General features: G+C 50.1%; 22 protein-coding genes. 5 read left to right on the plus strand and 17 right to left on the minus strand.

Annotated features, from left to right (window positions below; translation table 11 throughout):
- Window positions 1–23 precede the first annotated feature (23 nt).
- Complete coding sequence (locus QQK89_RS10005; RefSeq protein ID WP_284238403.1) at window positions 24–371, minus strand: hypothetical protein; 348 nt, start codon at window positions 369–371, stop codon at window positions 24–26.
- Window positions 372–488: 117 nt separating this feature from the next.
- On the opposite strand from QQK89_RS10005, the gene QQK89_RS10010 reads away from it, so the two are divergent.
- Both QQK89_RS10010 and QQK89_RS10015 read left to right on the plus strand, forming a co-directional pair.
- Entirely contained in the window at window positions 489–2,354 is a 1,866-nt protein-coding gene (locus QQK89_RS10010; protein WP_284238404.1) for a prenyltransferase/squalene oxidase repeat-containing protein, read from the plus strand.
- Window positions 2,355–2,534: 180 nt separating this feature from the next.
- Entirely contained in the window at window positions 2,535–2,873 is a 339-nt protein-coding gene (locus QQK89_RS10015; protein ID WP_284238405.1) for a DUF1904 family protein, read from the plus strand.
- A 66-nt stretch (window positions 2,874–2,939) separates the two neighbouring features.
- Here the strand turns inward: QQK89_RS10015 and QQK89_RS10020 are convergent, their stop codons facing one another.
- The 3 genes from QQK89_RS10020 to QQK89_RS10030 form a co-directional block, all read right to left on the minus strand.
- Window positions 2,940–3,410, minus strand: a complete 471-nt coding sequence (locus QQK89_RS10020) for a Fur family transcriptional regulator (protein ID WP_284238513.1) — start codon at window positions 3,408–3,410, stop codon at window positions 2,940–2,942.
- A gap of 142 nt (window positions 3,411–3,552) precedes the next feature.
- Window positions 3,553–4,089, minus strand: a complete 537-nt coding sequence (locus QQK89_RS10025) for a GNAT family N-acetyltransferase (RefSeq protein ID WP_284238406.1) — start codon at window positions 4,087–4,089, stop codon at window positions 3,553–3,555.
- 91 nt (window positions 4,090–4,180) lie between these two features.
- Window positions 4,181–4,744, minus strand: coding sequence for a GNAT family N-acetyltransferase (locus tag QQK89_RS10030; protein WP_284238407.1), 564 nt, complete (start codon window positions 4,742–4,744; stop codon window positions 4,181–4,183).
- Between the two features lie 95 nt (window positions 4,745–4,839).
- Here QQK89_RS10030 and QQK89_RS10035 point away from each other — a divergent pair, with 95 nt between their 5' ends.
- A complete protein-coding gene (locus tag QQK89_RS10035) occupies window positions 4,840–6,918 on the plus strand; it encodes an ATP-dependent helicase (protein WP_284238408.1) in 2,079 nt (692 codons plus the stop codon).
- On the opposite strand, the gene QQK89_RS10040 is transcribed toward QQK89_RS10035, so the two are convergent.
- The 4 genes from QQK89_RS10040 to QQK89_RS10055 all read right to left on the minus strand — a co-directional run bounded on the left by QQK89_RS10040 (window position 6,909) and on the right by QQK89_RS10055 (window position 9,888).
- A complete protein-coding gene (locus tag QQK89_RS10040) occupies window positions 6,909–7,448 on the minus strand; it encodes a hypothetical protein (protein ID WP_284238409.1) in 540 nt (179 codons plus the stop codon). The two genes, QQK89_RS10035 and QQK89_RS10040, sit on opposite strands and share 10 nt — an antisense overlap.
- A 93-nt stretch (window positions 7,449–7,541) precedes the next feature.
- Window positions 7,542–8,045 carry a ferritin gene (locus QQK89_RS10045; protein WP_284238410.1) on the minus strand — a complete coding sequence of 168 codons (504 nt, stop codon included), beginning with the start codon at window positions 8,043–8,045 and terminating at the stop codon, window positions 7,542–7,544.
- 106 nt (window positions 8,046–8,151) lie between these two features.
- On the minus strand, window positions 8,152–8,370 hold the full coding sequence (locus QQK89_RS10050) for a DUF1450 domain-containing protein (RefSeq protein WP_284238411.1): 219 nt from the start codon (window positions 8,368–8,370) through the stop codon (window positions 8,152–8,154).
- Window positions 8,371–8,469: 99 nt separating this feature from the next.
- Window positions 8,470–9,888: a S41 family peptidase gene (locus QQK89_RS10055; protein ID WP_284238412.1), complete on the minus strand. Its 1,419-nt coding sequence runs from the start codon at window positions 9,886–9,888 to the stop codon at window positions 8,470–8,472.
- 175 nt (window positions 9,889–10,063) lie between these two features.
- Here QQK89_RS10055 and QQK89_RS10060 point away from each other — a divergent pair, with 175 nt between their 5' ends.
- Window positions 10,064–10,870, plus strand: a complete 807-nt coding sequence (locus QQK89_RS10060; protein ID WP_284238413.1) for a Cof-type HAD-IIB family hydrolase — start codon at window positions 10,064–10,066, stop codon at window positions 10,868–10,870.
- A 70-nt stretch (window positions 10,871–10,940) separates the two neighbouring features.
- Here the strand turns inward: QQK89_RS10060 and QQK89_RS10065 are convergent, their stop codons facing one another.
- From QQK89_RS10065 to QQK89_RS10090, 6 genes are all read right to left on the minus strand, one after another.
- The gene (locus QQK89_RS10065; protein ID WP_284238414.1) at window positions 10,941–12,008 is read right to left on the minus strand and encodes a sulfate ABC transporter substrate-binding protein; all 1,068 of its coding nucleotides are present in this window, start codon (window positions 12,006–12,008) and stop codon (window positions 10,941–10,943) included.
- Window positions 12,009–12,035: 27 nt separating this feature from the next.
- Window positions 12,036–13,100, minus strand: a complete 1,065-nt coding sequence (locus tag QQK89_RS10070) for a sulfate/molybdate ABC transporter ATP-binding protein (protein ID WP_284238415.1) — start codon at window positions 13,098–13,100, stop codon at window positions 12,036–12,038.
- Window positions 13,101–13,103: 3 nt separating this feature from the next.
- Window positions 13,104–13,901 carry a sulfate ABC transporter permease subunit gene (locus QQK89_RS10075; protein ID WP_284238514.1) on the minus strand — a complete coding sequence of 266 codons (798 nt, stop codon included), beginning with the start codon at window positions 13,899–13,901 and terminating at the stop codon, window positions 13,104–13,106.
- Between the two features lie 2 nt (window positions 13,902–13,903).
- Window positions 13,904–14,719, minus strand: coding sequence for a sulfate ABC transporter permease subunit CysT (gene cysT, locus QQK89_RS10080; protein ID WP_284238416.1), 816 nt, complete (start codon window positions 14,717–14,719; stop codon window positions 13,904–13,906).
- Window positions 14,720–14,948: 229 nt separating this feature from the next.
- Window positions 14,949–15,581, minus strand: a complete 633-nt coding sequence (locus QQK89_RS10085) for a YigZ family protein (protein WP_284238417.1) — start codon at window positions 15,579–15,581, stop codon at window positions 14,949–14,951.
- Complete coding sequence (locus tag QQK89_RS10090) at window positions 15,581–16,930, minus strand: glucose-6-phosphate isomerase (protein WP_284238418.1); 1,350 nt, start codon at window positions 16,928–16,930, stop codon at window positions 15,581–15,583. Before QQK89_RS10090 ends, QQK89_RS10085 begins: the two co-directional genes overlap by 1 nt.
- Window positions 16,931–17,121: 191 nt before the next feature.
- On the opposite strand from QQK89_RS10090, the gene QQK89_RS10095 reads away from it, so the two are divergent.
- On the plus strand, window positions 17,122–18,015 hold the full coding sequence (locus QQK89_RS10095; RefSeq protein ID WP_284238419.1) for an NAD(P)-dependent oxidoreductase: 894 nt from the start codon (window positions 17,122–17,124) through the stop codon (window positions 18,013–18,015).
- Between the two features lie 275 nt (window positions 18,016–18,290).
- Here QQK89_RS10095 and QQK89_RS10100 read toward each other — a convergent pair whose 3' ends face one another.
- The 3 genes from QQK89_RS10100 to purU all read right to left on the minus strand — a co-directional run bounded on the left by QQK89_RS10100 (window position 18,291) and on the right by purU (window position 21,696).
- A complete protein-coding gene (locus QQK89_RS10100; RefSeq protein WP_284238420.1) occupies window positions 18,291–18,608 on the minus strand; it encodes a pyrimidine/purine nucleoside phosphorylase in 318 nt (105 codons plus the stop codon).
- Window positions 18,609–18,647: 39 nt separating this feature from the next.
- Window positions 18,648–20,666 (minus strand): transketolase, encoded by a 2,019-nt coding sequence (tkt, locus tag QQK89_RS10105; RefSeq protein WP_284238421.1) that lies wholly within the window; start codon window positions 20,664–20,666, stop codon window positions 18,648–18,650.
- 151 nt (window positions 20,667–20,817) lie between these two features.
- Window positions 20,818–21,696, minus strand: coding sequence for a formyltetrahydrofolate deformylase (purU, locus tag QQK89_RS10110; protein WP_284238422.1), 879 nt, complete (start codon window positions 21,694–21,696; stop codon window positions 20,818–20,820).
- Window positions 21,697–21,731 lie beyond the last annotated feature (35 nt).

The raw sequence follows: 21,731 nt of genomic DNA on the forward strand, positions 1-21,731 counted from the left end.
GAGCCAGCCTCTTTTTTATGCCATTACACCGGAATGCGGTACGAGGAATACTCCTCGGTAATATGCTCGCCATTGTTATACACCCATTGGAAGCAAAACCGATTGCCTTCGTAACGCGTACGTTTGCGGATATCCGGCAATATAACCGATTCGAAATTGTCCAATATCGTCTGCTGCATGCCGTGGAGCCTGTCCTCGTTCAACTTCTGCTGCGTCACGGCCTCCCCCTCCGATTCGGCCGTTTGCTTATAATAGATAACAGCAACCTCCGCATCGCTCAAATCCTCCGGCAACGGTTGGCCCGACCCGCGGAACACTTCTTTGACGGTATCAATCCAATTTCTATGCAAATCAATCGTAATATCGTACATCTCTCAAGCCTCTCCTCTCCATATGGCAACACTTTGAAAGTTCTTCTGATCCCTACCGGCATCCGCATATACATAACAAGCAGCAACATACTCGCGGCAAAGGAATGAATGCGGTCTATGGATATGAATCGGATCCGCGCGCGGATCGAACAAATGCGGGGTGAGCTTCTTCAGCTCCAATCGCAAGACGGCGCCTGGCGTCTTTGCTTTGATTCCGGCACGATGCCGGACAGTTACTTCATTATCATTCTTCGGATGCTCGGCTACAAGCAGGAAGAAGTTCTTATCGGCCAATTGGCCAGCCGGATTATGTCCAGGCAGCTCCCGAGCGGCGCGTGGAAAATATACCCCGACGAAGAAGACGGCAATTTGGACGCCACCGCCGAAGCGTATTTCGCGCTTCTCTCTTCCGGTTACGTGAACAAGCAGGACACGCGCATGCAGCTAGCCAAGCAGTTCATTCTGAGCAAAGGCGGGTTATCCAAAATCCGCTCCCTGCTGACGCAAGCCTTATTCTCCGCCGCCGGGCAAGCCATATGGCCGAAGTCGATGCGAATTCCTCTGCAGGTCTTTTTCTCCGAACATGGCATCGGCATTGATCTGTTCTCCTTGTCCGGGCATGCCCGCGTACATATCGTACCGATCATTATGCTCGCCAATAATCAATACGTTGAGCGCAGTAACGCCATGCCCGATCTGTCCGATCTGTTCGCCGGCAGCTCCAAACGTTTCGAGAATGACTCGCCGTGGATCGCCGCCCTCGCTACGTTAGTTGGTTCATTAGGCTTGTCAGAGCTGCTGCCGTTGGAATCCCCTTCCCCGGAGGACAAAGCCGTCCAATTCCTGTTCGATCGATTGGAACCGGACGGGACCTTGCTCACTTATACGACAGCAACGATGTTTATGATTCTGGCGCTGCGCATGCTTGGTTATTCGCCTACCTCGCCGATGATTCACCGCATGGTAAACGGCATCCGTTCGGTCATGTGCTCGAACCATCATGTCCAGATTGCTTCCTCGGAAGTATGGGACACCGCTATGCTTGTTCACGCGCTCAGGAAAGCGGGCGTAAACCCTACCTCAACCGCGCTTGAGAATGCGGGCATTTATTTGCGTCAAAGACAGCAAAGCCAGATCGGCGACTGGGCGATCCGCAATCCCGGCACGCCGGCGGGAGGCTGGGGATTCTCCAATGTAAATACCCTTTACCCGGATGTCGACGATACAACCGCAGCTTTGCGGGCCATTCGGCCGTACAGTTCCCGTTCCCCGCAGCTTCAAGCCGATTGGCAACGCGGACTGAACTGGGTGCTGACGATGCGCAATGACAATGGAGGATGGCCGGCGTTTGAGCGGGAAGGCTCCCGTCTGCCTATTGCGTTCTTTGCTTTTGACGGGGCCAAAGATATCGCCGTTGATCCATCCACCGTTGATTTGACGTCCAGGACGCTGCAGTTTCTCGGCCAGGAGCTAGGCATGAACGCCGGCAACAGCTGGGTGGAATCCTCCATCCGCTGGGTATTGTCCCAACAGGAAACAAACGGCAGCTGGTTCGGCAGATGGGGAATCACTTATATTCACGGCACAAGCGCAGCTCTTCAAGGGCTGACGGCCGTAGGGATCGCGGACGATCACCCGGCTGTCAAAAAAGGCGTCAACTGGCTGCTGGAAGTCCAAAATGAAGACGGCGGCTGGGGCGAATCCTGCATCAGCGATAAAGTCAGGCGTTATGTCCCGCTGAACAGCAGCACGCCATCCCAAACCGCGTGGGCGCTTGACGGATTAACGGCTGCCTTGAATAAACCCAACTCCGCCCTGGAACGCGGCGTCGAAGCCCTGCTGCAGTCCCTTGACCGCCATGACTGGACTTACACGTACCCGACCGGCGGAGCGCTGCCCGGCAGCGTTTATGTTCATTATGCAAGCAACAACTATATTTGGCCGCTTCTGGCCCTTAGCAACATCTGGCTGAAATACAGTTAAATGACGCTCAGATTGGGCTCCCTTCGATCGAAGGGGGCTTTCTTCCGTTTCTTACGATAACGCATGCGCCCTCTGGTCTGCAACCGCTAACGATAGGAGCGATCCATTGCGGTTCATTGCAATTCGTTGCCTCGTCGGGGTAATCTAATGGATAGACAACAGAAGATAAGGAGGAGACGTATGCCACAGCTATTATTCCGGGGCGTCCCGGCAGAAAAGCTTCAAACGATTAGCCAACCGCTCTCCGAGGAGCTAGCGCTCATTTGCGAATGCGGTACGGATAATTTCACGATGGAGTATGTTCATACGACCGCAATATACGGCGGACTCGCCGAAGGACAATCTTACCCGTTTGTTGAAGTCGGCTGGTTCGAGCGCGGACAAGCCGTACGCGACCGGTTCGCCAAGGCTGTAACCGAACAGCTCGCCCGGATCGGCGTCCATGAACTGGAGGTTGCCTTCCGAACCTATCGCGAAGACAGCTATTACATAAACGGCCGTCCGTGCTCGCAAGCCTAATTGTCTGCGACTGACAACAAGAAAGGAGCCTTTGGGGTAATCATCTTCCCAAGGCTCCTTATTATGTTAAGATACCGCTTTATGGTCATTGCCTGATGCTTTGCTCTTGCAAGCTTTGCAAATGCCATGGAAATCAAGCCGGTGATCCAATACTTTAAATCCAAATTCCTTCGCGATCCGATGCTCCATCGGCAGCAGCCAGTCGTCCATAATCTCCTCAACCGTACCGCATTCGGTACAAATCAAGTGATGATGGTGATGTTCCTGATCGCTGTTGCGAAGATCATAACGAGTGGCTCCGTCGCCGAAGTTGACCTTCTCCACAACATGCATCTCGCTAAGCAGCTCTAGGGAACGATATACGGTGGCAAGACCAATGTCCGGATTACTGCGCTTGAGCAGCATATACACATCCTCAGCGCTTAAATGATCCTTCTCGTTCTCCAGCAATACGCGTACCGTTGCCGCCCGCTGCGGCGTTAATTTGTAACCTTTGGTTCTTAATTGACGGTTGATCGCTTCCATTTGTTCCTCGATCATCATATGACTCACCCGCCTTTCCTGTGTTTCATTTCATGCTTCATCGCATCTTATTTAGAATAATTATAATTTAGAGTAACTACAATCTTATCATAGTTATTATCATTACACAATGACATCTAAAATTTCCCGCTTGCCGTCACCAACGGTTGATCAGTTCAATATCGGCAAATTTACCTTCCGCGAATTCCTTATCGCCAAATATCCCGCTAATGCGGTTAAACCCGGATTTCGTCCAGAAGCGTAACCCCGCCCAATTGCGCAGCGACACATTCACCCTGGCTTCGGAATAACCAAGCAGTCCGATCTCCAGCAAGAAATGCTTCATGACTTCCTGTCCGTAACCTTGATTCTGAAAATCCCCGCTAATGCACATCATGGCTAGATACAGCGAATCTTCACGCGGATAGCCGTGGTATACGCTAATAAAGCCGACGATTTCTTCCGTTGTAGTCAGTCTAATCGACTGAATGCGGAACTTCTCTTTCACGCCGCCCTCCGGCAAAATACCTTCCTGATAGGAAAGTTCGATATAATGGGGATCTTGTTCTTTCCCATCCCACAAAGCAACCGGTGCGCTTGCCATATACAGCTCTTGCACCACGCCAATCTCAGACGACTGCAAATCCTCACAACTAAAAGTCGGGGTACTCCACGAAGAAGGAATCAGGTTCATTATGTATCACCCATTACATTATTATAATTATGCCGGATGTAGTTGTTCGACATCAATCGCCTTATTCCTTCTTGCTTCGCCCTTATTCTCCTTAGACAGTCTTTACCATTCTGGTGTAACGGTGTCCGCTGACTACGAGCTCGCCATCTTCTGTATAGCCCATTTTTTCATAAAGAATTCGGGCCTGGCCATTGTATTCTTCCACAATCAAAGAGACCAAACGATAACCTTGCTTCACAGCCTCCCGTTCAAAAGCAGCCATTAACGCTTTCGCAATTCCTTGATTACGGAAGGAAGCATGGACGGCAATCGAGTCCAGATAAAACTCGCCGGGACGGGTTTCCGTCAGAATCGTATAATCGGCCATTCCCGTTGCCCGCTTCACGCGTTCAATAAGCGGCTGATCGAGCCGTTCCGCGGCATCTCCGGAATAACAGACCAAGATACCCGCAACTACGCCTTCCCTTTTATCTACAATCACATTCCGGTAGCTGACGCGGTTATCTTCTTCCACGTAGAAATCCGCCAGAATCCGCATCGCTTCCGCTTCCTCGTCTTCGCCTACTCCCGCAAGCGAGCAGGCAATATTGCCAATCGCTTCATGCAGGAGCGGCATCACTTGCTCCACGTCTTCCTTGCTTGCCGGTTCAATCATGCTGCCACGATCCTCTCCAAATATTAATAATTTCAGTTTAACCGTACGAACACCTATTCTATCATGCTATAATCGACAACAGGTGATTACAGACAATGAACAATGCGACAAACTCCAACAATAAAATCTACTACAAACGTCCTTATGGCGTTGTAAATAAAAACTTCGCCCCTGCCGAGCACGCTTCGGCCGATACAAGCGAGCAGCTGGTTCCCGCTTCCGACAAAGACGCCTTCTATTTCCGGGCATTGGAGAGCCAAGGCATCCGGTTGAACAAACGGCAGATCGCCGCCGTCCGCCATATTGACGGCCCGATCCTAACGCTAGCCGGCGCCGGCTCGGGCAAAACCTCCGTCCTCGTATGCCGGACCGGTTATATGCTGTCGGTACGCGGCATCCCGCCGCAGCAGCTATTGCTTATGACCTTCTCCAAAAAAGCAGCCGATGAGATGAAAGCGCGGATCAGCCAGTTGCCGAATATCGGAGAGGCCGCCGCTTCCCGAATTGAAGCGCGGACTTTCCATTCGTTTTGCTTGCTTATGTTGCGCAGGCGCGGATACAAGCAAAACATTCTGGGAGAAACCGGCCGCAAGCAAATTTATTTCAAACGGCTGCTCCGTGAGCGCAATTTGCATGAAACCTATCAGCCCGAGACGCTTATGACGCTACTCTCCTCTTATAAGATGCAGATGATCGCCGTCCCGGACTTGCCGGAGAAAACCGAGGAAGACAGGCAGCTCAAACTTATTTTTACCAGTTACGAAGAATGGAAACGGCAAGCGGACTTGATCGATTACGACGATATGCTTCTCGAAGCTTACCAACTGCTGAAACGGGACGAGAATCTGCTCTCCACGCTGCAGAACCGTTTCCGTTATGTCATGATTGACGAATTTCAGGATACCAATACGATTCAATATGAGATCATTAAGATGATCGCAGACCCTCGCCGGAATCTTATGGTTGTTGGAGATGATGACCAGACGATCTATTCCTTCAACGGGGCGTGCAACGACTACATTCTGAACTTCGAAAAGCAGTATCCCGGCGCCAAAAATATCATTCTTGACGTCAATTACCGCTCCGGTTCCGGCATCGTTGGCCTTGGCAATGCGGTTATCCGCCATAATAAGCAGCGGCGAAGCAAAACTTTGCTGACGGCAAAGCCCCACGGACTTCCGCCGGTGTTCGCAAGACCCGGCAACAGCGACGACGAAGCGGACTTGATCGTGAACACGCTGCTCCAGCAGAAGGAGAAGAAAGGCCGTTCGTTCCGCGACTTTGCGATTTTGTTCCGGACGGCAAGCAGCAGCCGGGCGGTATTCGATCAGCTTGTCATCCGGCAGGTGCCGTTTATCGATTACGGCAGCGGTGAATCGTTGTACGAGCAATGGGTGATCAAACCCGTGATCGCTCACCTTCGCCTGTCGATTGACCGCCGCAACTTTGACGCCATGGAAGCGATGCTGGCCACGATGTACGTCCGTCCGGACCAAGCGATGGCTTTTATATGGAACGAAGAGAAGAAACAAGCGAAGAAGTGGCCGCTTATCCATCTGACCCGCTTCCCTGAGATCAAGAGTTTCCATCAGGACAAAATAAAAGAACGGATCAAGCTGATCCGCTCATTGGAGAAGCTGAAGCCGGAAGCTGCGATCCGCAAACTCCGCATCGAGTTTTATGATCAATTCATCGATGCGAACAAGACTGGGCCCGCGTTAACCGAACATAAAGATTCGCTAAAAGAAATGCTGGACGAACTTGAAGCTTCGGCAAAGCGGTTCAATCAGTTAGAAGCGTTCCTCTCCTTCGTTGACGAGATTGCTTCTAAGCATGAAGAGATGAAGCGGCTGAAGCTTGACAGCAGAAGCGCGGATGCCGTGAACTTCATGACCATTCACAAATCAAAAGGCTTGGAGTTTCCGGTTGTGTTTGTATGTGGTGTCTCCGAAGGGATTTTGCCTCACAGCTCTGCGATTACAGCGGAGAAAAATAGCGACCGGAGCGCCATCCAAGCCGGCGATAATATAGCGGAAGCCGCGATGGAAGAAGAACGGCGCCTCGCTTACGTTGCCGTCACAAGAGCGGAAGAGGAGCTGTATATCAGCTCCCCCGCTTATTACCGCGGCAAACCCGCGGCGGTATCCTCTTTTATTATTAACGCCTATAACTGAGCGGACCGCGATTGAACTTCAATCCGCAGCCGGTCGCCTTCCAGTTGAATCGCAAGCGGAAGCGCGGACAACTTAACGAATACCTGATCATTAAATTGAAACAAGCTGCTGCCCTGTCTGCAACGAGGCTCGCTTGCGAGGAGTACCGGTTCAACGTCCGGAAAGGCAAACCGGTACTCCGTTTCGTTTTGCTCGATATAGGCAATGAAGGCTTTCGCCCGCAAATAATAGTCTCCGTGAAGTTGGAGAAGCGGATAAGCCGTCCCATCCAACGGATGAATGCTTAAGCCTCCGGAGGATACTTTCACCGGTGTGCTCCGTTTGAGCATCAGATTAATTTGTTCGTCCTTATAAGGCAGCCCTAATGCCAGATGGTACTTACTCTGCTGCACAAGAACCAGCTCCGCGAGAGAAGCAAGCACGAAACCCGCGAAAGCGACGATCGCCCCCTGCCAGAAAAGTCCAAGTATCATCATAATAAGACCAAATACAACAGCTGCGAAGCCTGCTATCCGTTGAGCCAGAAACAAACGAGTACCCTCCTAAATTCGTTAGCATCTTAATAAAAAAACGGGACTTGCCAGTTCAAACTGCCAAGTCCCGTTTTGATGTTCCGTGATTTGTTATTCCGCTGGGGCAACAAACGTACGTTGCGCAAATTCCGCATCCAGCATATAGAAAGCATTGCTGTCTTTATCAATCCGCTTCAGCTTATGAATAATATTATCGAACAATGCTTCTTCTTCTACCTGCTCGTCAATGAACCATTTCAGGAAGTACATCGTTGCATGCTCGCGGTCGTTAAGTGCGAGATCCGCCAGGTTATAGAATCGCTTCGTATTTTGCTGTTCGTGCGAGTAACCATGCTCGAAAGCATCCAGCATCGACGCGTATTCGTTCTTAGGTTCGCCAAGCGCGGAGAGCGTTGCGCGGCGGCCGCGGTCGTTCAGGAATTTGTATATTTTCATACCATGGAATCGTTCTTCTTCCGCTTGGATAATGAAGAAGTTCGCGAAACCATCGAGACTTTCGCCGGAGCAATAAGCTGCCATTGCCAGATACACATGCGCCGAATAAAATTCAAAATTCATCTGTTCATTGAGCGCTTCTGCTAATTTATCATTCATCGCTTATGCACCTCTTTTTTCTTATTTAGTCTTATTCTAACTTATTCTAACACAAACGGAAGGGACGGCAAAAGCCGTCCCATGTAAAATTATCCAAGTTATTCGGTTACCCGATCAGTTTCTTCAATTCCTTATACAGCTGGTCCGGGCTTGAGGCACAGATACTTCTCGATTTAATCATCGCAAAGCTTTCCCGCTTGCAGGTTCTGCAATTGCCGAGACAGTCCTTTTTCTTCATCTTAATATCCGGATATTTGCTCTTCATGGCTTTGTATACGGGTTTTGTCCCATTCTTCAAATTCCGGGTACAATACTTGATCTTCAAGCCGGCTCACCTCGCTACCGCAACGGTGTAATACTTACTAGAACAAATGATAATAATTATCATTCCCGTTGTCAATAGCTATAGCAAATTCTGCCGGCTTTATTTTTCATTCAGTATCGCCATTCCTTTGTGCAGCTGCGTATCCTCTTCCTTCAGCTTATTGCTTAACAGTTCAAGAATACGGTAACCTGTCACATCATTAAACTTGCCCGTTATTGCCAGCTGCTCGTCCTTCTGGAACTTGCTCAGCGCGTCGGCCGTTTGTTCATTATAGAGGCCAATATCTCCAACCGGCGAATATCCTAGCTCCTTCAGCATGAGCTGAAGAGTTTTTACATTGTCCCCGTAGCTTCCAATCTCAAGCTCCGTTCCGAAAGGAAGCTGGCTAAGGCTCGCATAGGCGGGCAGGTCTACGGTTACGTCCGGCGTTACGCCTTGCTTATGAATCCATGTACCGCCCGGTGTTTTCCACTGCGCTTCGGTCAGGCTTAAGACAGAGTTGTCTTTGAACTGCTGGAACGTCTGGACAATGCCTTTGCCGAATGTTTTCTCGCCAACAACCGTCGCCCCTGCCGATTCCTTCAGCGCCGCCGTCAATACTTCGCTGGCACTGGCCGATTGACCGTTCACAAGTACTACGATCGGGATCGTCCATGGCTTGTCCTGCTTCGACTTATAGGTAATCGTATTGGCATGGTCCTTGTAGACAACTTGCAAAATGACCTTGTCTTTTGGTACTAGCATATTGGCAATCTTAATGGTCGACTGCAAAAGTCCGCCGGGATTAGAACGAAGATCAAGCAGCAGCTTGGTCATTCCTTCTTTCTGCAGCTTTTCGACCTCGGTTTTGAATTCTTCGTCCGTCTTCTGTCCGAATTTGGAGATGGTGACATGTCCGATGCCGCCGCTTAACATCTCCGAAGTGACCGTATGTACGGCAATAGCTTCACGCGTCAATTCAACCTCAATCGGCTTCGCCGAGCCGCCGCGCTGCAAAGAGAGCTTCACCTTCGTTCCAACGTCTCCGCGCAGAATCGTTATTATATCCTCATAGGCTTTTCCTTTGATCGAGGTTCCGTTTACCCCAACGATCTCATCCCCTGCATGAACGCCGCCGCGTACCGCCGGCGCATCTTCCGTCAGGCTAGCCACAATAAATTTGCCGTCCGCTTCCTGAAGCGTAATCCCAACGCCGGAAAACTCCCCTTCGTAACCTTGCGTATAGGCGCTGCCCTGCTCCTTAATCAGATATCTGGAATACGGATCGCCGAGCGATGCAAGCATGCCTTGCGAAGCTCCGTTAATGAGATCCTCCGACTTGGCACCGTTCAAATATTTGCTCATAATCGTATTGTACGATACCGTGAAATTCCGGAAGGCAGGCTCTCTAAGCATCGGATACCTGATCTCCATCCATAGCCAGCCAAGCACAAACCCAATAATCGTAAACAATAATGCACCTATTACCGCCCAGGTTATGATTCGCTGTTTGGCGGCAGCGTTCGAGAATTCTTTCACGTAAGGTCACTCCTGACTTATGACTGATCAATCCTTCTTCTACTGTAGCTTATTTATGGTCTGCGGAGCAAATAAACGTAAAATCGATCACCGTCATAAGGCTTGAACCGGGTTCTGTTTTTCGCTACAATCAACCTAGCTTTTATTGGACGAATAGAGACAGGAGAGAGAGAATATGTACAAATTAATTGCAATCGATGTCGATGATACGCTTCTTAACGATGATCTGCTAGTAACCGAAGGGACAAAAAAAGCGATGGAGGAAGCCATTGCGCTTGGCGTAACGGTTACGCTCGCAACAGGTCGGATGTACGCATCCGCCAAAAAAATCGCGAACCAGATCGAGCTAAACGTTCCGATTATTACGTATCAAGGATCTCTTGTGAAGACGCTACTGGACGGCGAAGTGCTCTACGAACGTTGCGTCCCTCAAGATGCCGCGAAAGAGCTTTATGCTTTCACGGAGGAGCGGGGACTGCATCTGCAGCTGTACGCGGACGATATCCTTTATGTGAAGGAAGCAAACGAGAAAGCCGTCAACTATTCCACTTTGACGAATATCCCTTATGTCGTAGCCGAGGATTTCGAAGCTTTGCTAGACAAACCAAATAACAAGATGCTAATCATTGACGATCCCGCTTATCTGGATCAGCTCGCCGAAGAGTTGAAGCCGATGATCGGAGACCGCGTCCACATTACGAAATCGAAAGCTCATTATCTGGAGTTCATGCACAAGGAAGGCACTAAAGGCCATGCGCTTCGTTTTATGGCTGAGCACCTGGGCTGCGGAATCGATCAAACGATAGCGATTGGCGACGCATGGAATGACCATGAAATGATTGAAGCAGCCGGGCTTGGCGTTGCCATGGGCAACGCAACGCCGAAGCTGAAAGAAATCGCCGATTATATTACGCTGACGAATAATGAAGAAGGCGTGCGTCATGTCATTGAGAAATTCGTGCTCGAACCGGCTGCTAAATAAATAGGGAATAGCAAAAAACTCCATGGGAAGCGTTAGGCTCCCTCCATGGAGTTTTTTTTCGCGTCAAAGTCTAGATTCCTGCAAGCACCTGATACCAGATGCCTTTCTTCGAATAAAGCGTTTGGCGGACTTCCTTCCAGCCGCCAAGATAGCTAATGTCAAAGAGCCCTTCCGGCACGGTGTACTTATCCTTCGATTCTTCGGCTACTTTCCCGTCAACGGACCGGAACCCGTATTTGACGAATGTGCGCTGAGCTTCTTCGCTTTGCAAATACGAGATAAACGCTTCGGCTACTTTGCGAGTGCCATGTTTATCGACGTTTTTGTCGACAACCGAGGCAGGATTCTCGATCAGAATCGTGTTTTTCGGAATAACGATGTCATATTTCACGCCGTTCATGATGCGGGCCAGCAATTCATTCTCGTAAGTAACGATGACGTCGCCAACACCGTATTCGAAGGCAGCCATCGATGCGCGGCCGCTTTTATCGAGCGACTCGACGTTATGATGAATGGATTCCAAGTATTTCTTGGCAAATGCCGGATCCTTGGTACCCGTCTCTTCTTCCGATTTCTTGAGCCCTGCCCCGTAAATCGCATTAATGTCCCACTGGGCGCCCCCTGAGGTTTTTGGATTAGGGTATAGAACTTTTACGCCTTTGCGGGTAAGATCATCCCAATCTTTAATGCCTTTTGGATTGCCCGCTCTTGTACCTAAGACAACAATTGATTTCGTAATGAGGCCTTGGTTCGGCTGGGACTTCCAGTCATGCGTGATGAAGCCCGCATCCGAGATTTTATCCAGATCGCCTTCCATCGCGAGGATCGCGACATCCGCTTCGAAGCCCCCGGCTATGGCGCGTGCCTGCGTCCCTGAAGCTTCATACGATTCCTGGAATACAACCTTCTGACCCGTTTGCTCCTTCCAGTAGGTCTGGAATTGCGGCAGCAGCTCGCTGAACGCATCTTTTACTACCGAGTAAGCACCGATGACAAGCGTTACATCACCGTTTTGTGCGGTAGACTCGGCGGGTTGGCTGGACTGTTCCTTGCCGCAGCCTGCTGTGATAAGGAGCAGGAGGGCGAGGAGCAGCACGGCCATCCGCCGGCTTGTTTTTCGATTATTATTCATGTGCATATACAACTCTTTCCGCAAAAGATGAGTTTAGATATGAATCGGCATAGGGTCAACTTTCAAACTGTTCTCCATAATCCAGCTGTCATTGTCGTTAAACAGGTAGGCGCGATGGACGAGGACGCTGACCTGCTCGCCCGGCTGCAGCACTTCCTTCTCAAGCGAACGGTACGTAATCAGCTTCACATTGTCGACGAGCAGCTCCACCATCCATTCGCTGCCGCGGAAATGCAAGGCTTTGACCGTCGCGTTAACCGTCGCGGACTGCAGGCGGATCTCGCCCGGCTTGCCAATCTCAATATACTCAGGACGGATAAGTGCCTTCGTGCCTTCATAATTTAATGCGGCATCAAAGCCTTTCAGCACTTTAATGTCTTCCACGATGGTAGACTCGCCGATAAAGCTTGCCACAAACGGTGTTTGCGGATTTTTATAAATTTCCCACGGGGTACCCTTCTGCTCCAGCTTGCCTTTGCCAATAATCATAATCTCGTCCGCTACTTCTATCGCCTCATCCTGGTCATGAGTAACGAAGATCGACGTAATCCCTACGCGTTCTATCATTTCTTTCAGCCAAGTCCGAAGCTCGGTACGAATCTTCGCGTCAATTGCGGCGAACGGCTCGTCGAGCAGCAGCAATTGCGGCTCTGGCGCAAGCGCACGGGCGAAAGCGACGCGCTGGCGTTGACCGCCGGAGAGCTGATGCACGTAACGGTGCTCGAAGCCTTTGAGGCCGGTAAGCTCAACAAGCGTGGATACGCGCTCGCGAATCTGCTCTTTGGATTGCTTCTTCACTTTCAAACCAAAAGCGATATTCTCGTATACCGTCATATGCTTGAACAAAGCATAGTTCTGAAATACGAATCCGATTCCCCGCTCTTGCGGAGGAAGATCGTTAACGCGTTTGCCATGAAACAGGATGTCGCCGGAGCTTGGCGTTTCAAGGCCGGCCAGCATACGGAGAATCGACGTTTTACCGCCGCCGCTTGGTCCAAGAAGCCCGATTAAATGACCTTTTTCAATCTCAAAGCTGACATCCTGCACGGCATGAAAATCGCCAAAGCTTTTGTTAAGGTTGCGAACTTCAATATGCATGGCTTAATGCACTTCCTTTCGTTTTTTGGCCCATTCCATGAGCAACAGGAGACCAACTGAAAATACGGCAAGCACCAGCGCGATTCCGTTGGCCTCAACGACATTAAAATTCTCGACATCCTGATAGACGAGCGTGGTAGCCGTCTGCGTTTTATTCATAATATTGCCTGAAACGACCAATACCGCGCCAAACTCGCCAAGCGTCCTGGCTACCGTCAATACAACGCCGTATATAACGCCCCAGCGGATCGAAGGCCATGTTACCTTCCAGAAGGTATACCACGAGTACGCGCCAAGCGTGGATGCCGCCTCCTCCTGCTGAGCGCCAATCTCCTGAAGTACCGGAAGCACTTCGCGCACCATAAGCGGGAAAGTGACGAAGAGCGAAGCAAGAATCATCCCCGGCAAAGCGTAAACGACTTTAAAGCCCGTACCTTCAAAAAATGAACCAATGACCGTATTAGGACCAAGCAACAGTACAATCATTAAACCGCCGATAACTGGCGATACGGCAAACGGCAAGTCAACGATACTGTTGAGCAGCCGCTTCAAGCGTGGGCCAATCCACTCCGCCCGTACGAGATACAGCGCCAGCATGACGCCAAACACCGTATTGATGGCTGTAACGACAACAACGATCATAGCCGTCATCTGAAGCGCGTGAAGCGATTGCTTGCGGGTTAGTCCTTCAATAAAACCGCTCCAGCCGTCCGCCCATGAGCCGGTGAATATTTCGATAAGCGGAATAATTAGCAATAGAGTAAAAACAATATACGTAAGTGTTATCCAAGTTCGTCTTATGGTCATTTGCCCGGCCTCCTAGCTTGAATCAGGTTGACCGTCCATAAGATGATAAAAGAAAGCGTCAGCAGCATGACCGATACGGCTGCGGCTCCTTGAGCATTGTCACTTTCAATTTCGCCAAAAATATAAACGGCGGCAATCAGCGTTTTCCCCGGGATATTGCCCGCTACAAGCACAACAGCCCCAAACTCCGCCAGCGCTCTGGAAAAGGCCAGCATCGCTCCGCTGATTACGCCGGGTAGCATAGAAGGATAGATTACCGTAAAAAACGTCCGAAACTTCGTAGCGCCCATCGTATAGGCAGCTTCTTCTTCCGATTTGTCAATCTCCTCAAGGAGCGGCTGTACAGCACGGATGACAAACGGAAACGTAACAAATACCATCGCGATTACAATGGCAGGTTGATGAAAAACAATGGTAAAGCCCAGCTTCTCGGCCAACTCGCCAACTAAGCTGCCAGGACCTAGCAATAGCAAAATCATAAGCCCCGTCACGGCCGTCGGAAGCGCAAACGGCAAATCAACCAAGCTGTTTAGAATTCTTCTGCCCGGAAAACGATAACGAATGAGGACCCATCCGCTCATCGTGCCGATCAACACATTAATAACGGTAGCAATAAGCGCCAGCTTGATCGTCAGAAGGACAGCCTTCCACGCCAATGGATCCGATATACTCTCCCAGAACGGTACGAACCCTCTGGAAACCGACTGCGAATAAATTCCGATAATGGGAAGTACAATGAGTACAATAAAGTAGAGCATAATCGCGCTTCGAAATCCGAAGCTCCACCACTTGCTGCGAAACATGACATTCATGTTGCTTATGACCTCCAAACCATCGGCTCGAGCCGTAGGTGATTGCTGATTTTCAGTCCTGCCTTTTATTCATTACAATTCCTATTAACTCACTTGGTATTCTAAATTTAGCAGACAACAACTGGTCTAGTCAATCCCATTTTTACATTTTATGCTTACTTGGACTGTCCAAATTTCCCATAAAAAAGCCGCGCATCGTCTTAATTAAGACAATGCGCGGCTTCCTGTTTTACTCGCCTTCGATATAATAAACTTCTTCGCCTTCGGTGATGATCGCTTGTCCTTGCGTCAAATCGGTCATCCATGCCGCAAAAGCGTCCGCTTCCGAGACCTCGGGCAAACCTTTCACGATAACCCGGTCGGTAAATTCCGTACCGCCAAGCCTCGTTCCGCGGCCGTGAAGTTCATTCTCCACCTTGCCGTACCAAGTGTAGTCCACGTCAACAAACACTTCGCGGTGCAGCACCTTCACGATCTCGCCTGCCGCTTCAATCCCGGCTACGGCGCCGTCCGTATAGGCACGGACAAGCCCGCCGGCGCCTAGCATAATCCCGCCGTAATAGCGGGTTACGACGACAGCGACGTTTTTTAACCCCTTATGCTTGATGACCTCCAGAATCGGCTTGCCTGCCGTTCCGCTAGGTTCACCGTCATCGGAGGCTTTCTGGTGCTGGTCGCGCTCCCCCACTACATAGGCCGAACAGTTATGAGTCGCGCTTCGGTGAAGCCGCTTGATTTCGTCAATGAATTGGACGGCTTCCTCTTCCGTCTCTACCGGCTTCGCATAACCGATAAATCGGGATTTCTTGATGACGATCTCCTCGCTGCCCTGCTCTCTTACCGTCCGATAACGCTCCAGCATTACAGACGAGCTTCGAGCTCAGCCTTTTCTTTCTCGTAACCCGGTTTGCCGAGCAACGCAAACATGTTGCGTTTGTAAGCCTCAACGCCCGGTTGGTCGAATGGATTCACGCCCAGCAGGTAACCGCTGATTCCGCAAGCTTTCTCGAAGAAGTACACCATGTAACCAAACGTATATGGCGTCATGTCGGCGATGTTAACGATAAAGTTAGGTACTTGTCCGTCCGTATGGGCAAGCAGCGTACCTTGGAATGCTTTTTTGTTAACAAAGTCCATCGTTTTGCCTGTCAGGAAGTTCAGTCCGTCAAGGTCAGCCGGGTCGTTGCCGATTGCGATATGTTCCGCAACTTCGTTCACTTGGATAACCGTTTCAAAAATGTTGCGGTTGCCCTCTTGAATAAATTGTCCCATCGAGTGCAAATCAGTCGAGAAGTCAACCGATGCCGGGTAGATGCCTTTGTAGTCTTTGCCTTCGCTTTCGCCAAAGAGCTGTTTCCACCACTCGGATACAAAGTGCAGGTTAGGCTCGTAGTTAACGAGAATTTCCGTTGCTTTTCCTTTGCGGTAAAGCGCGTTGCGGGCTGCCGCATACTGATAGGCTTCGTTCTCCGCAAGGTTCGGGTTGCTGTATTCTTTCGAAGCGTCTGCTGCGCCTTGCATCATCGCGTCGATGTCGATGCCGGCTACGGCGATTGGCAAGAGACCTACCGCTGTCAATACGGAGTAACGGCCGCCTACATCGTCAGGGATAATAAACGACTCGTAGCCTTCTTCGCTCGCCAGTTTTTTCAGAGCGCCTTTTTCTTGATCCGTTGTAGCGTAGATGCGTTTGCGAGCTTCTTCTTTGCCGTATTTGTTCTCCAGTGCTTCGCGGAATACGCGGAAAGCGATCGCAGGCTCCGTAGTTGTACCGGATTTGGAGATAACGTTGATGGACCAGTCGCGGCCTTCAAGCAGTTGAAGCAGATGCGTCACATAAGTGGAGCTGATGTTGTTGCCCGCGAACAGCACTTGAGGCGTTTTGCGTTGTTCTTTGGTCTGCAGATTGTAGAAGGAGTTCGACAGCATTTCGATCGCAGCGCGAGCGCCGAGGTAAGAACCGCCGATGCCGATTACAACCAGCACTTCGGAATCGGATGTAATTTTTGCCGCGGATTGCTTGATGCGGGAAAATTCCTCTTTGTCATAATTGCTTGGCAAGTCAATCCATCCGAGATAGTCGGAGCCTGCACCAGTACCATTATGTAATTGTTCGTGAGCGACACGAACTTGTTCTGTCAAATTGTCAATCTCATGCTGGCCGATAAAGCCAAGCGCTTTGCTGTAATCGAATTTTACGGTTTTACTCATAAAAAAAAGGCCTCCCTGATCATGTTTTTCAATTGCCTGTCTTACTTAGCCTTTAGGATATCGGATTTACATATGAAAAACAAGCGACAAAACCATGAAAAGGTATTAAGATTATCTATACTGAATAGCAAAAGCATTTATAGCTTTCAGAATTATTTTACATACTATAGAGATAATGGAGGGAACTATACATGAAAAAAATCGGATTTATTGGCCTTGGCGTTATGGGTTATGGCATGGCTGCAAACCTGATTCGCAAAGGATACGAGGTAACGGTCTACAACAGAACTGCTGGAAAAGCTAATGAGTTGATTCAACTTGGGGCAAAAGAAGCGGCATCCCCTGCCGATGCGACTCGCTACTCGGACATCGTTATCACAATGATCACTAATGATGCGGCAATTCGCGAGGTGTACTTCGGTGACAAGGGTATATTTGGCGCCGTCCGTTCAGGTTCAACCCTGATTGACTGCAGCACCATTTCTCCTTCCTTGGCGGTCGAGCTCGCCGAGACTACGGAATCCAAAGGCGCCGTATTCCTGGACGCTCCGGTAACGGGAAGCAAACCGGCAGCTGATGCCGGTACGTTGACCTTTATGGTTGGCGGTACGGAACAAGCTTTGAAATCGATAGAAGACGTACTGTTTGCAATGGGAAGCAAAGTGATCCATATGGGCGAAAACGGTAAAGGCTCTATCGCCAAGCTCGCCCATAACACCATTGTAGGCATCAATATAACGGCCTTGGCCGAAGGGTTAGCGATCGCAACAAGCGGCGGCATTACCGGCAGCGCATTCCTTGAGCTCGTGCAAGCGGGCAGCGCCGGAAGCAAGCAAGCCGAACTGAAGGGCGAGAAGATTCTTACCGGCAACTATGATGTGCAATTCTCCTTGGCGCTTATGCTGAAGGACTTGCGCCTATCCTCCGTATTGTCGGATAACCTTAAAGTACCAACGCCGATGCTGGAAGCTGCCAAAAGCATGTTCCAGGTCAGCGATTCGATGGGACTTGGCGATCTTGACCTCAGCAGCGTTACCAAAGCGTACGAGCAATGGATTGGCCGCAAGATCAGCGATAAAAACTAACATATCGTGGCCATGAGATTCCTTTCATGGCCACTTTTTTTCATCTCTTATTGCCTTTAAAATGATCAGGTTAATGGCAGACGGAGCATTAAAATGATTCTGGAGAAGCGCTAGCGTGCGCTTTTGTGAAGGGATTCCAACCATTGCTAGTTGATTCAAAGGAATCCCTGAGCAATGGCGATCGGAAGAACATTTTAATGCGCAGTTTGCTGTTTAACCGAACAAAAGGGGCCGTCCCATCGTCAACGATGGGGCGGCCCCTTTTTCATTTCATGCTATTCGTAGATGTAAGAGCAGCAGTAGTCAGATACAGCCGCTACTTGAAGCTTGAACTTCGTGTTCGCTGGAACAGTGAACTCGCCTTTGCCTTGAATGTGCAGCCATTCTGTTTCCCCAGGAAGCTGTACTTTCAGGTCTCCAGCCAAAATTTCCATAATTTCAATGCAGTCCGTGCCGAACTCGTAGTCGCCAGGAAGCATAATGCCGAGCGTTTTTTTCGTGCCGTCTGCAAACACTACTGCACGGCTTGTTACTTTACCGTCAAAGTAAACATTAGCTTCTTTGACAACCGTTACGTTTTCAAATTGCGACATATTATGGTTAGCTCCTCTACGCCAAATAGCTATATTTAATTACAGAACCGATTTCACTTTGCTTACTACGTTCTCAACCGTGAAGCCGTACTCTTTGATCACGCGGTCGCCAGGAGCGGATGCGCCAAAGCGGTCGATGCCGATAATAACGCCTTTGTCGCCCACGAAACGATCCCAACCAAACGGATGAGCCATTTCAACAGCTACGCGAGCTTTAACTTCCGGCAAAATAACGGAATCTTTGTAAGCTTGATCTTGCTTGTCGAACAGATCCACGCTTGGCATGCTGATTACGCGAACTTGGATGCCCTCTTCAGCAAGTGCTTTTTGAGCGGCAACAGCCAGTTGAACCTCGGAACCAGTTGCAATAATTTGAGCTTGCGGAGCGCCGTTTGCTGCATCGGATACAACGTAAGCACCACGTTTGATGTTATCACGGGAACCAGTTACAGTGCCTTCCAGGATCGGCAGGTTTTGACGAGTCAGAACAAGCGCTACCGGATTGCTTTGGTTCTCAACCGCATATGCCCATGCTGCGGAAGTTTCGTTCGCATCAGCAGGACGAATAACAGTCAGGTCAGGGATGATGCGGATCGAAGCCAGCTGCTCGATAGGTTCATGCGTAGGACCGTCTTCGCCAACCGCGATCGAGTCATGCGTCAGAACGTAAGTCACTGGTTGCTTCATGATTGCAGCAAGACGGATAGCCGGACGCAGGTAGTCTGTGAATACGAAGAATGTACCACCGAATACTTTCATGCCGCCATGCAGGCTCATGCCGTTCATTGCAGCAGCCATACCGAATTCACGAACACCATAGTAGATGTTGCGGCCGTCGTAGCTGCCCGGTTTGAATTGTGCCAAACCTTTCAGATGAGTCATTGTGGAGCTCTCAAGGTCAGCGGAACCGCCAGCCAGGTTAGGAACGTTCTTCACAAGACCGTTCAGAGCGTTACCGGATGCAACGCGAGTCGATACCGCGTTGTCAGACGTTGTGTATTTAGGAAGGTCAGCATCCCAGCCTTCTGGCAATTGGCCCGAAGCAGCAAGCTCGAATTGAACAGCAAGCTCTGGATAAGCCGTTTTGTAAGCTGCGAACTGTTCGTTCCAAGCCGCGTTTGCTTTCTCGCCGTTTTGCTTCACTTCTGCGAAGTGTGCACGAACTTCGTCTGGTACATGGAATTGATGATCTTCGGACCAGCCGTAGAATTGCTTTGTCAATTTAGTCTCGTCAGCGCCCAGCGGGGAACCGTGAGGACCAGCATGTCCGCCTTTGCCGCCTTTGTTAGGGCTGCCGTAACCGATGACAGTCTTCACTTCGATCAAAGTCGGTTTGCCTGTTTCTGCTTGCGCCTCAGCTACTGCTTTGGACAATGTGTTCAGGTCGTTGCCGTCTTCAACTTTCAGTACTTGCCAGCCGTAACCTTCGAAACGTTTTTGAACAGTTTCGGAGTAGGACAGGTCAAGCGCGCCGTCAAGGGAGATATCGTTCGAATCGTACAGAACAACCAGTTTGCCAAGCTTAAGGTGACCAGCCATGGAAGCCGCTTCGTGGGAAATGCCTTCCATCAAGTCGCCGTCGCCGCAAATCGAATATGTGAAGTGGTCGATTACTTTGAAGTTATCTTTGTTATAGACAGCTGCCAGATGAGCTTCTGCCATTGCCATGCCAACTGCCATTGCAACACCTTGTCCAAGCGGACCTGTAGTTGCGTCAACGCCAGCTGTGTGGCCGAATTCCGGGTGACCTGGAGTCAGGGAACCCCATTGGCGGAAGTTTTGAAGCTCTTCAAGCGGAAGATCGTAACCGCTCAGGTGGAGCAAGCTGTACAACAGCATCGAACCGTGTCCTGCGGACAGTACGAAACGGTCGCGGTTAATCCAAGTCGGGTTCGACGGATTGTGGTTCATGTTTTTTGCGAACAGTTGGTAGCCCATTGGAGCTGCGCCCATTGGCATACCTGGATGTCCGGATTTTGCTTTCTCGATGGAGTCGATTGCCAGCGTACGGATCGTGTCGATCGACAGCTGTTCAATCGATTTTTGTGTAACTGTCATTTCTTACTTCCTCCTAATTCCTGTTTGAAATTGCTCTGTCTCTCTCTATATTTTCTGGATATAGCGCGAGTTGTAGCGCAAAGGCTTTGAATATTGTACCATTCCGAAAACCTGTTTACCATCCTAAAAATAGAGAGTTACATTTATTGGATTAATTGAAAACGACCGTTTTGTTCTGATGTACAATAATGCGATCTTCCGTATGCCATTTCACGGCACGGGCGAGAACGACACGCTCAATTGTACGGCCGATTCGTTTCAATTCCTCTACATTGTCGCGGTGGCTGACGCGCTGAACGTCCTGCTCGATGATCGGGCCGCCATCCAGTTCCTCCGTTACATAATGTGCCGTAGCGCCGATGATTTTAACACCGCGGTTGTACGCTTGCGCATAAGGCTTGCCGCCAACAAAGGCCGGAAGGAAGGAATGGTGGATGTTGATGATGCGGTTCGGGAACTGCTCGATGAATTTCGGCGAAATGATCTGCATGTAACGGGCAAGAACGATAAGATCAGCCTTGTCCGCAACCACTTCCATCTGCTTGCGCTCCGCTTCGGCTTTCGTATCCGCCGTAACCGGAATATGGTGGTACGGAATGCCAAATGATTCGACCATATCTCTCATATCCGGGTGGTTGCTCACAACCATTGCGATTTCCGCGTTCAGGTCGCCCGCTTTCCACTGCCACAGAAGCTCGTTCAAGCAATGGTCTTCCTTGGAGACGAAGATGGCTAGGCGTTTCTTGCGGCTCGCGCGGAACGTATGCCATTTCATGTTGAAGCGGTCCGCCACGCGGGCGAAATCTTCAACAAGAACAGGCAGCTCCTTGTCCAGATCATTCAAATCAAATTCAAAGCGGATGAAAAACATGCCGCCTTCCGGATCCATCGTGTATTGGTCCGATTGTACTATGTTCGCACCGTGCTCATACAAAAAATGCGAAACAGCTGCCACGATACCCGGTCTATCCGGGCACGAGATCAGCATTCGCGCGCGTCCGCTGCGCGACTCCGTAGTAGATGAAGACATAAACGTTAAAACTTCCTTCCTTTTGCAATGGTTAT

Origin of the sequence: Paenibacillus glycanilyticus (assembly GCF_030161375.1) — a bacterium.
Taxonomy (GTDB): domain Bacteria; phylum Bacillota; class Bacilli; order Paenibacillales; family Paenibacillaceae; genus Pristimantibacillus; species Pristimantibacillus glycanilyticus_B.

Coding starts and splice junctions, on each gene's coding strand:
- tkt (WP_284238421.1), bottom strand. CDS start 20,666: ATGACAGTTACACAAAAATCGATTGAACAGCTGTCGATCGACACGATC.
- QQK89_RS10015 (WP_284238405.1), top strand. CDS start 2,535: ATGCCACAGCTATTATTCCGGGGCGTCCCGGCAGAAAAGCTTCAAACG.
- QQK89_RS10005 (WP_284238403.1), bottom strand. CDS start 371: ATGTACGATATTACGATTGATTTGCATAGAAATTGGATTGATACCGTC.
- QQK89_RS10045 (WP_284238410.1), bottom strand. CDS start 8,045: ATGAATGATAAATTAGCAGAAGCGCTCAATGAACAGATGAATTTTGAA.
- QQK89_RS10025 (WP_284238406.1), bottom strand. CDS start 4,089: ATGAACCTGATTCCTTCTTCGTGGAGTACCCCGACTTTTAGTTGTGAG.
- QQK89_RS10035 (WP_284238408.1), top strand. CDS start 4,840: ATGAACAATGCGACAAACTCCAACAATAAAATCTACTACAAACGTCCT.
- QQK89_RS10060 (WP_284238413.1), top strand. CDS start 10,064: ATGTACAAATTAATTGCAATCGATGTCGATGATACGCTTCTTAACGAT.
- QQK89_RS10100 (WP_284238420.1), bottom strand. CDS start 18,608: ATGTCGCAATTTGAAAACGTAACGGTTGTCAAAGAAGCTAATGTTTAC.
- cysT (WP_284238416.1), bottom strand. CDS start 14,719: ATGAATGTCATGTTTCGCAGCAAGTGGTGGAGCTTCGGATTTCGAAGC.
- QQK89_RS10010 (WP_284238404.1), top strand. CDS start 489: ATGGATATGAATCGGATCCGCGCGCGGATCGAACAAATGCGGGGTGAG.
- purU (WP_284238422.1), bottom strand. CDS start 21,696: ATGTCTTCATCTACTACGGAGTCGCGCAGCGGACGCGCGCGAATGCTG.
- QQK89_RS10030 (WP_284238407.1), bottom strand. CDS start 4,744: ATGATTGAACCGGCAAGCAAGGAAGACGTGGAGCAAGTGATGCCGCTC.
- QQK89_RS10095 (WP_284238419.1), top strand. CDS start 17,122: ATGAAAAAAATCGGATTTATTGGCCTTGGCGTTATGGGTTATGGCATG.
- QQK89_RS10090 (WP_284238418.1), bottom strand. CDS start 16,930: ATGAGTAAAACCGTAAAATTCGATTACAGCAAAGCGCTTGGCTTTATC.
- QQK89_RS10085 (WP_284238417.1), bottom strand. CDS start 15,581: ATGCTGGAGCGTTATCGGACGGTAAGAGAGCAGGGCAGCGAGGAGATC.
- QQK89_RS10065 (WP_284238414.1), bottom strand. CDS start 12,008: ATGCACATGAATAATAATCGAAAAACAAGCCGGCGGATGGCCGTGCTG.
- QQK89_RS10070 (WP_284238415.1), bottom strand. CDS start 13,100: ATGCATATTGAAGTTCGCAACCTTAACAAAAGCTTTGGCGATTTTCAT.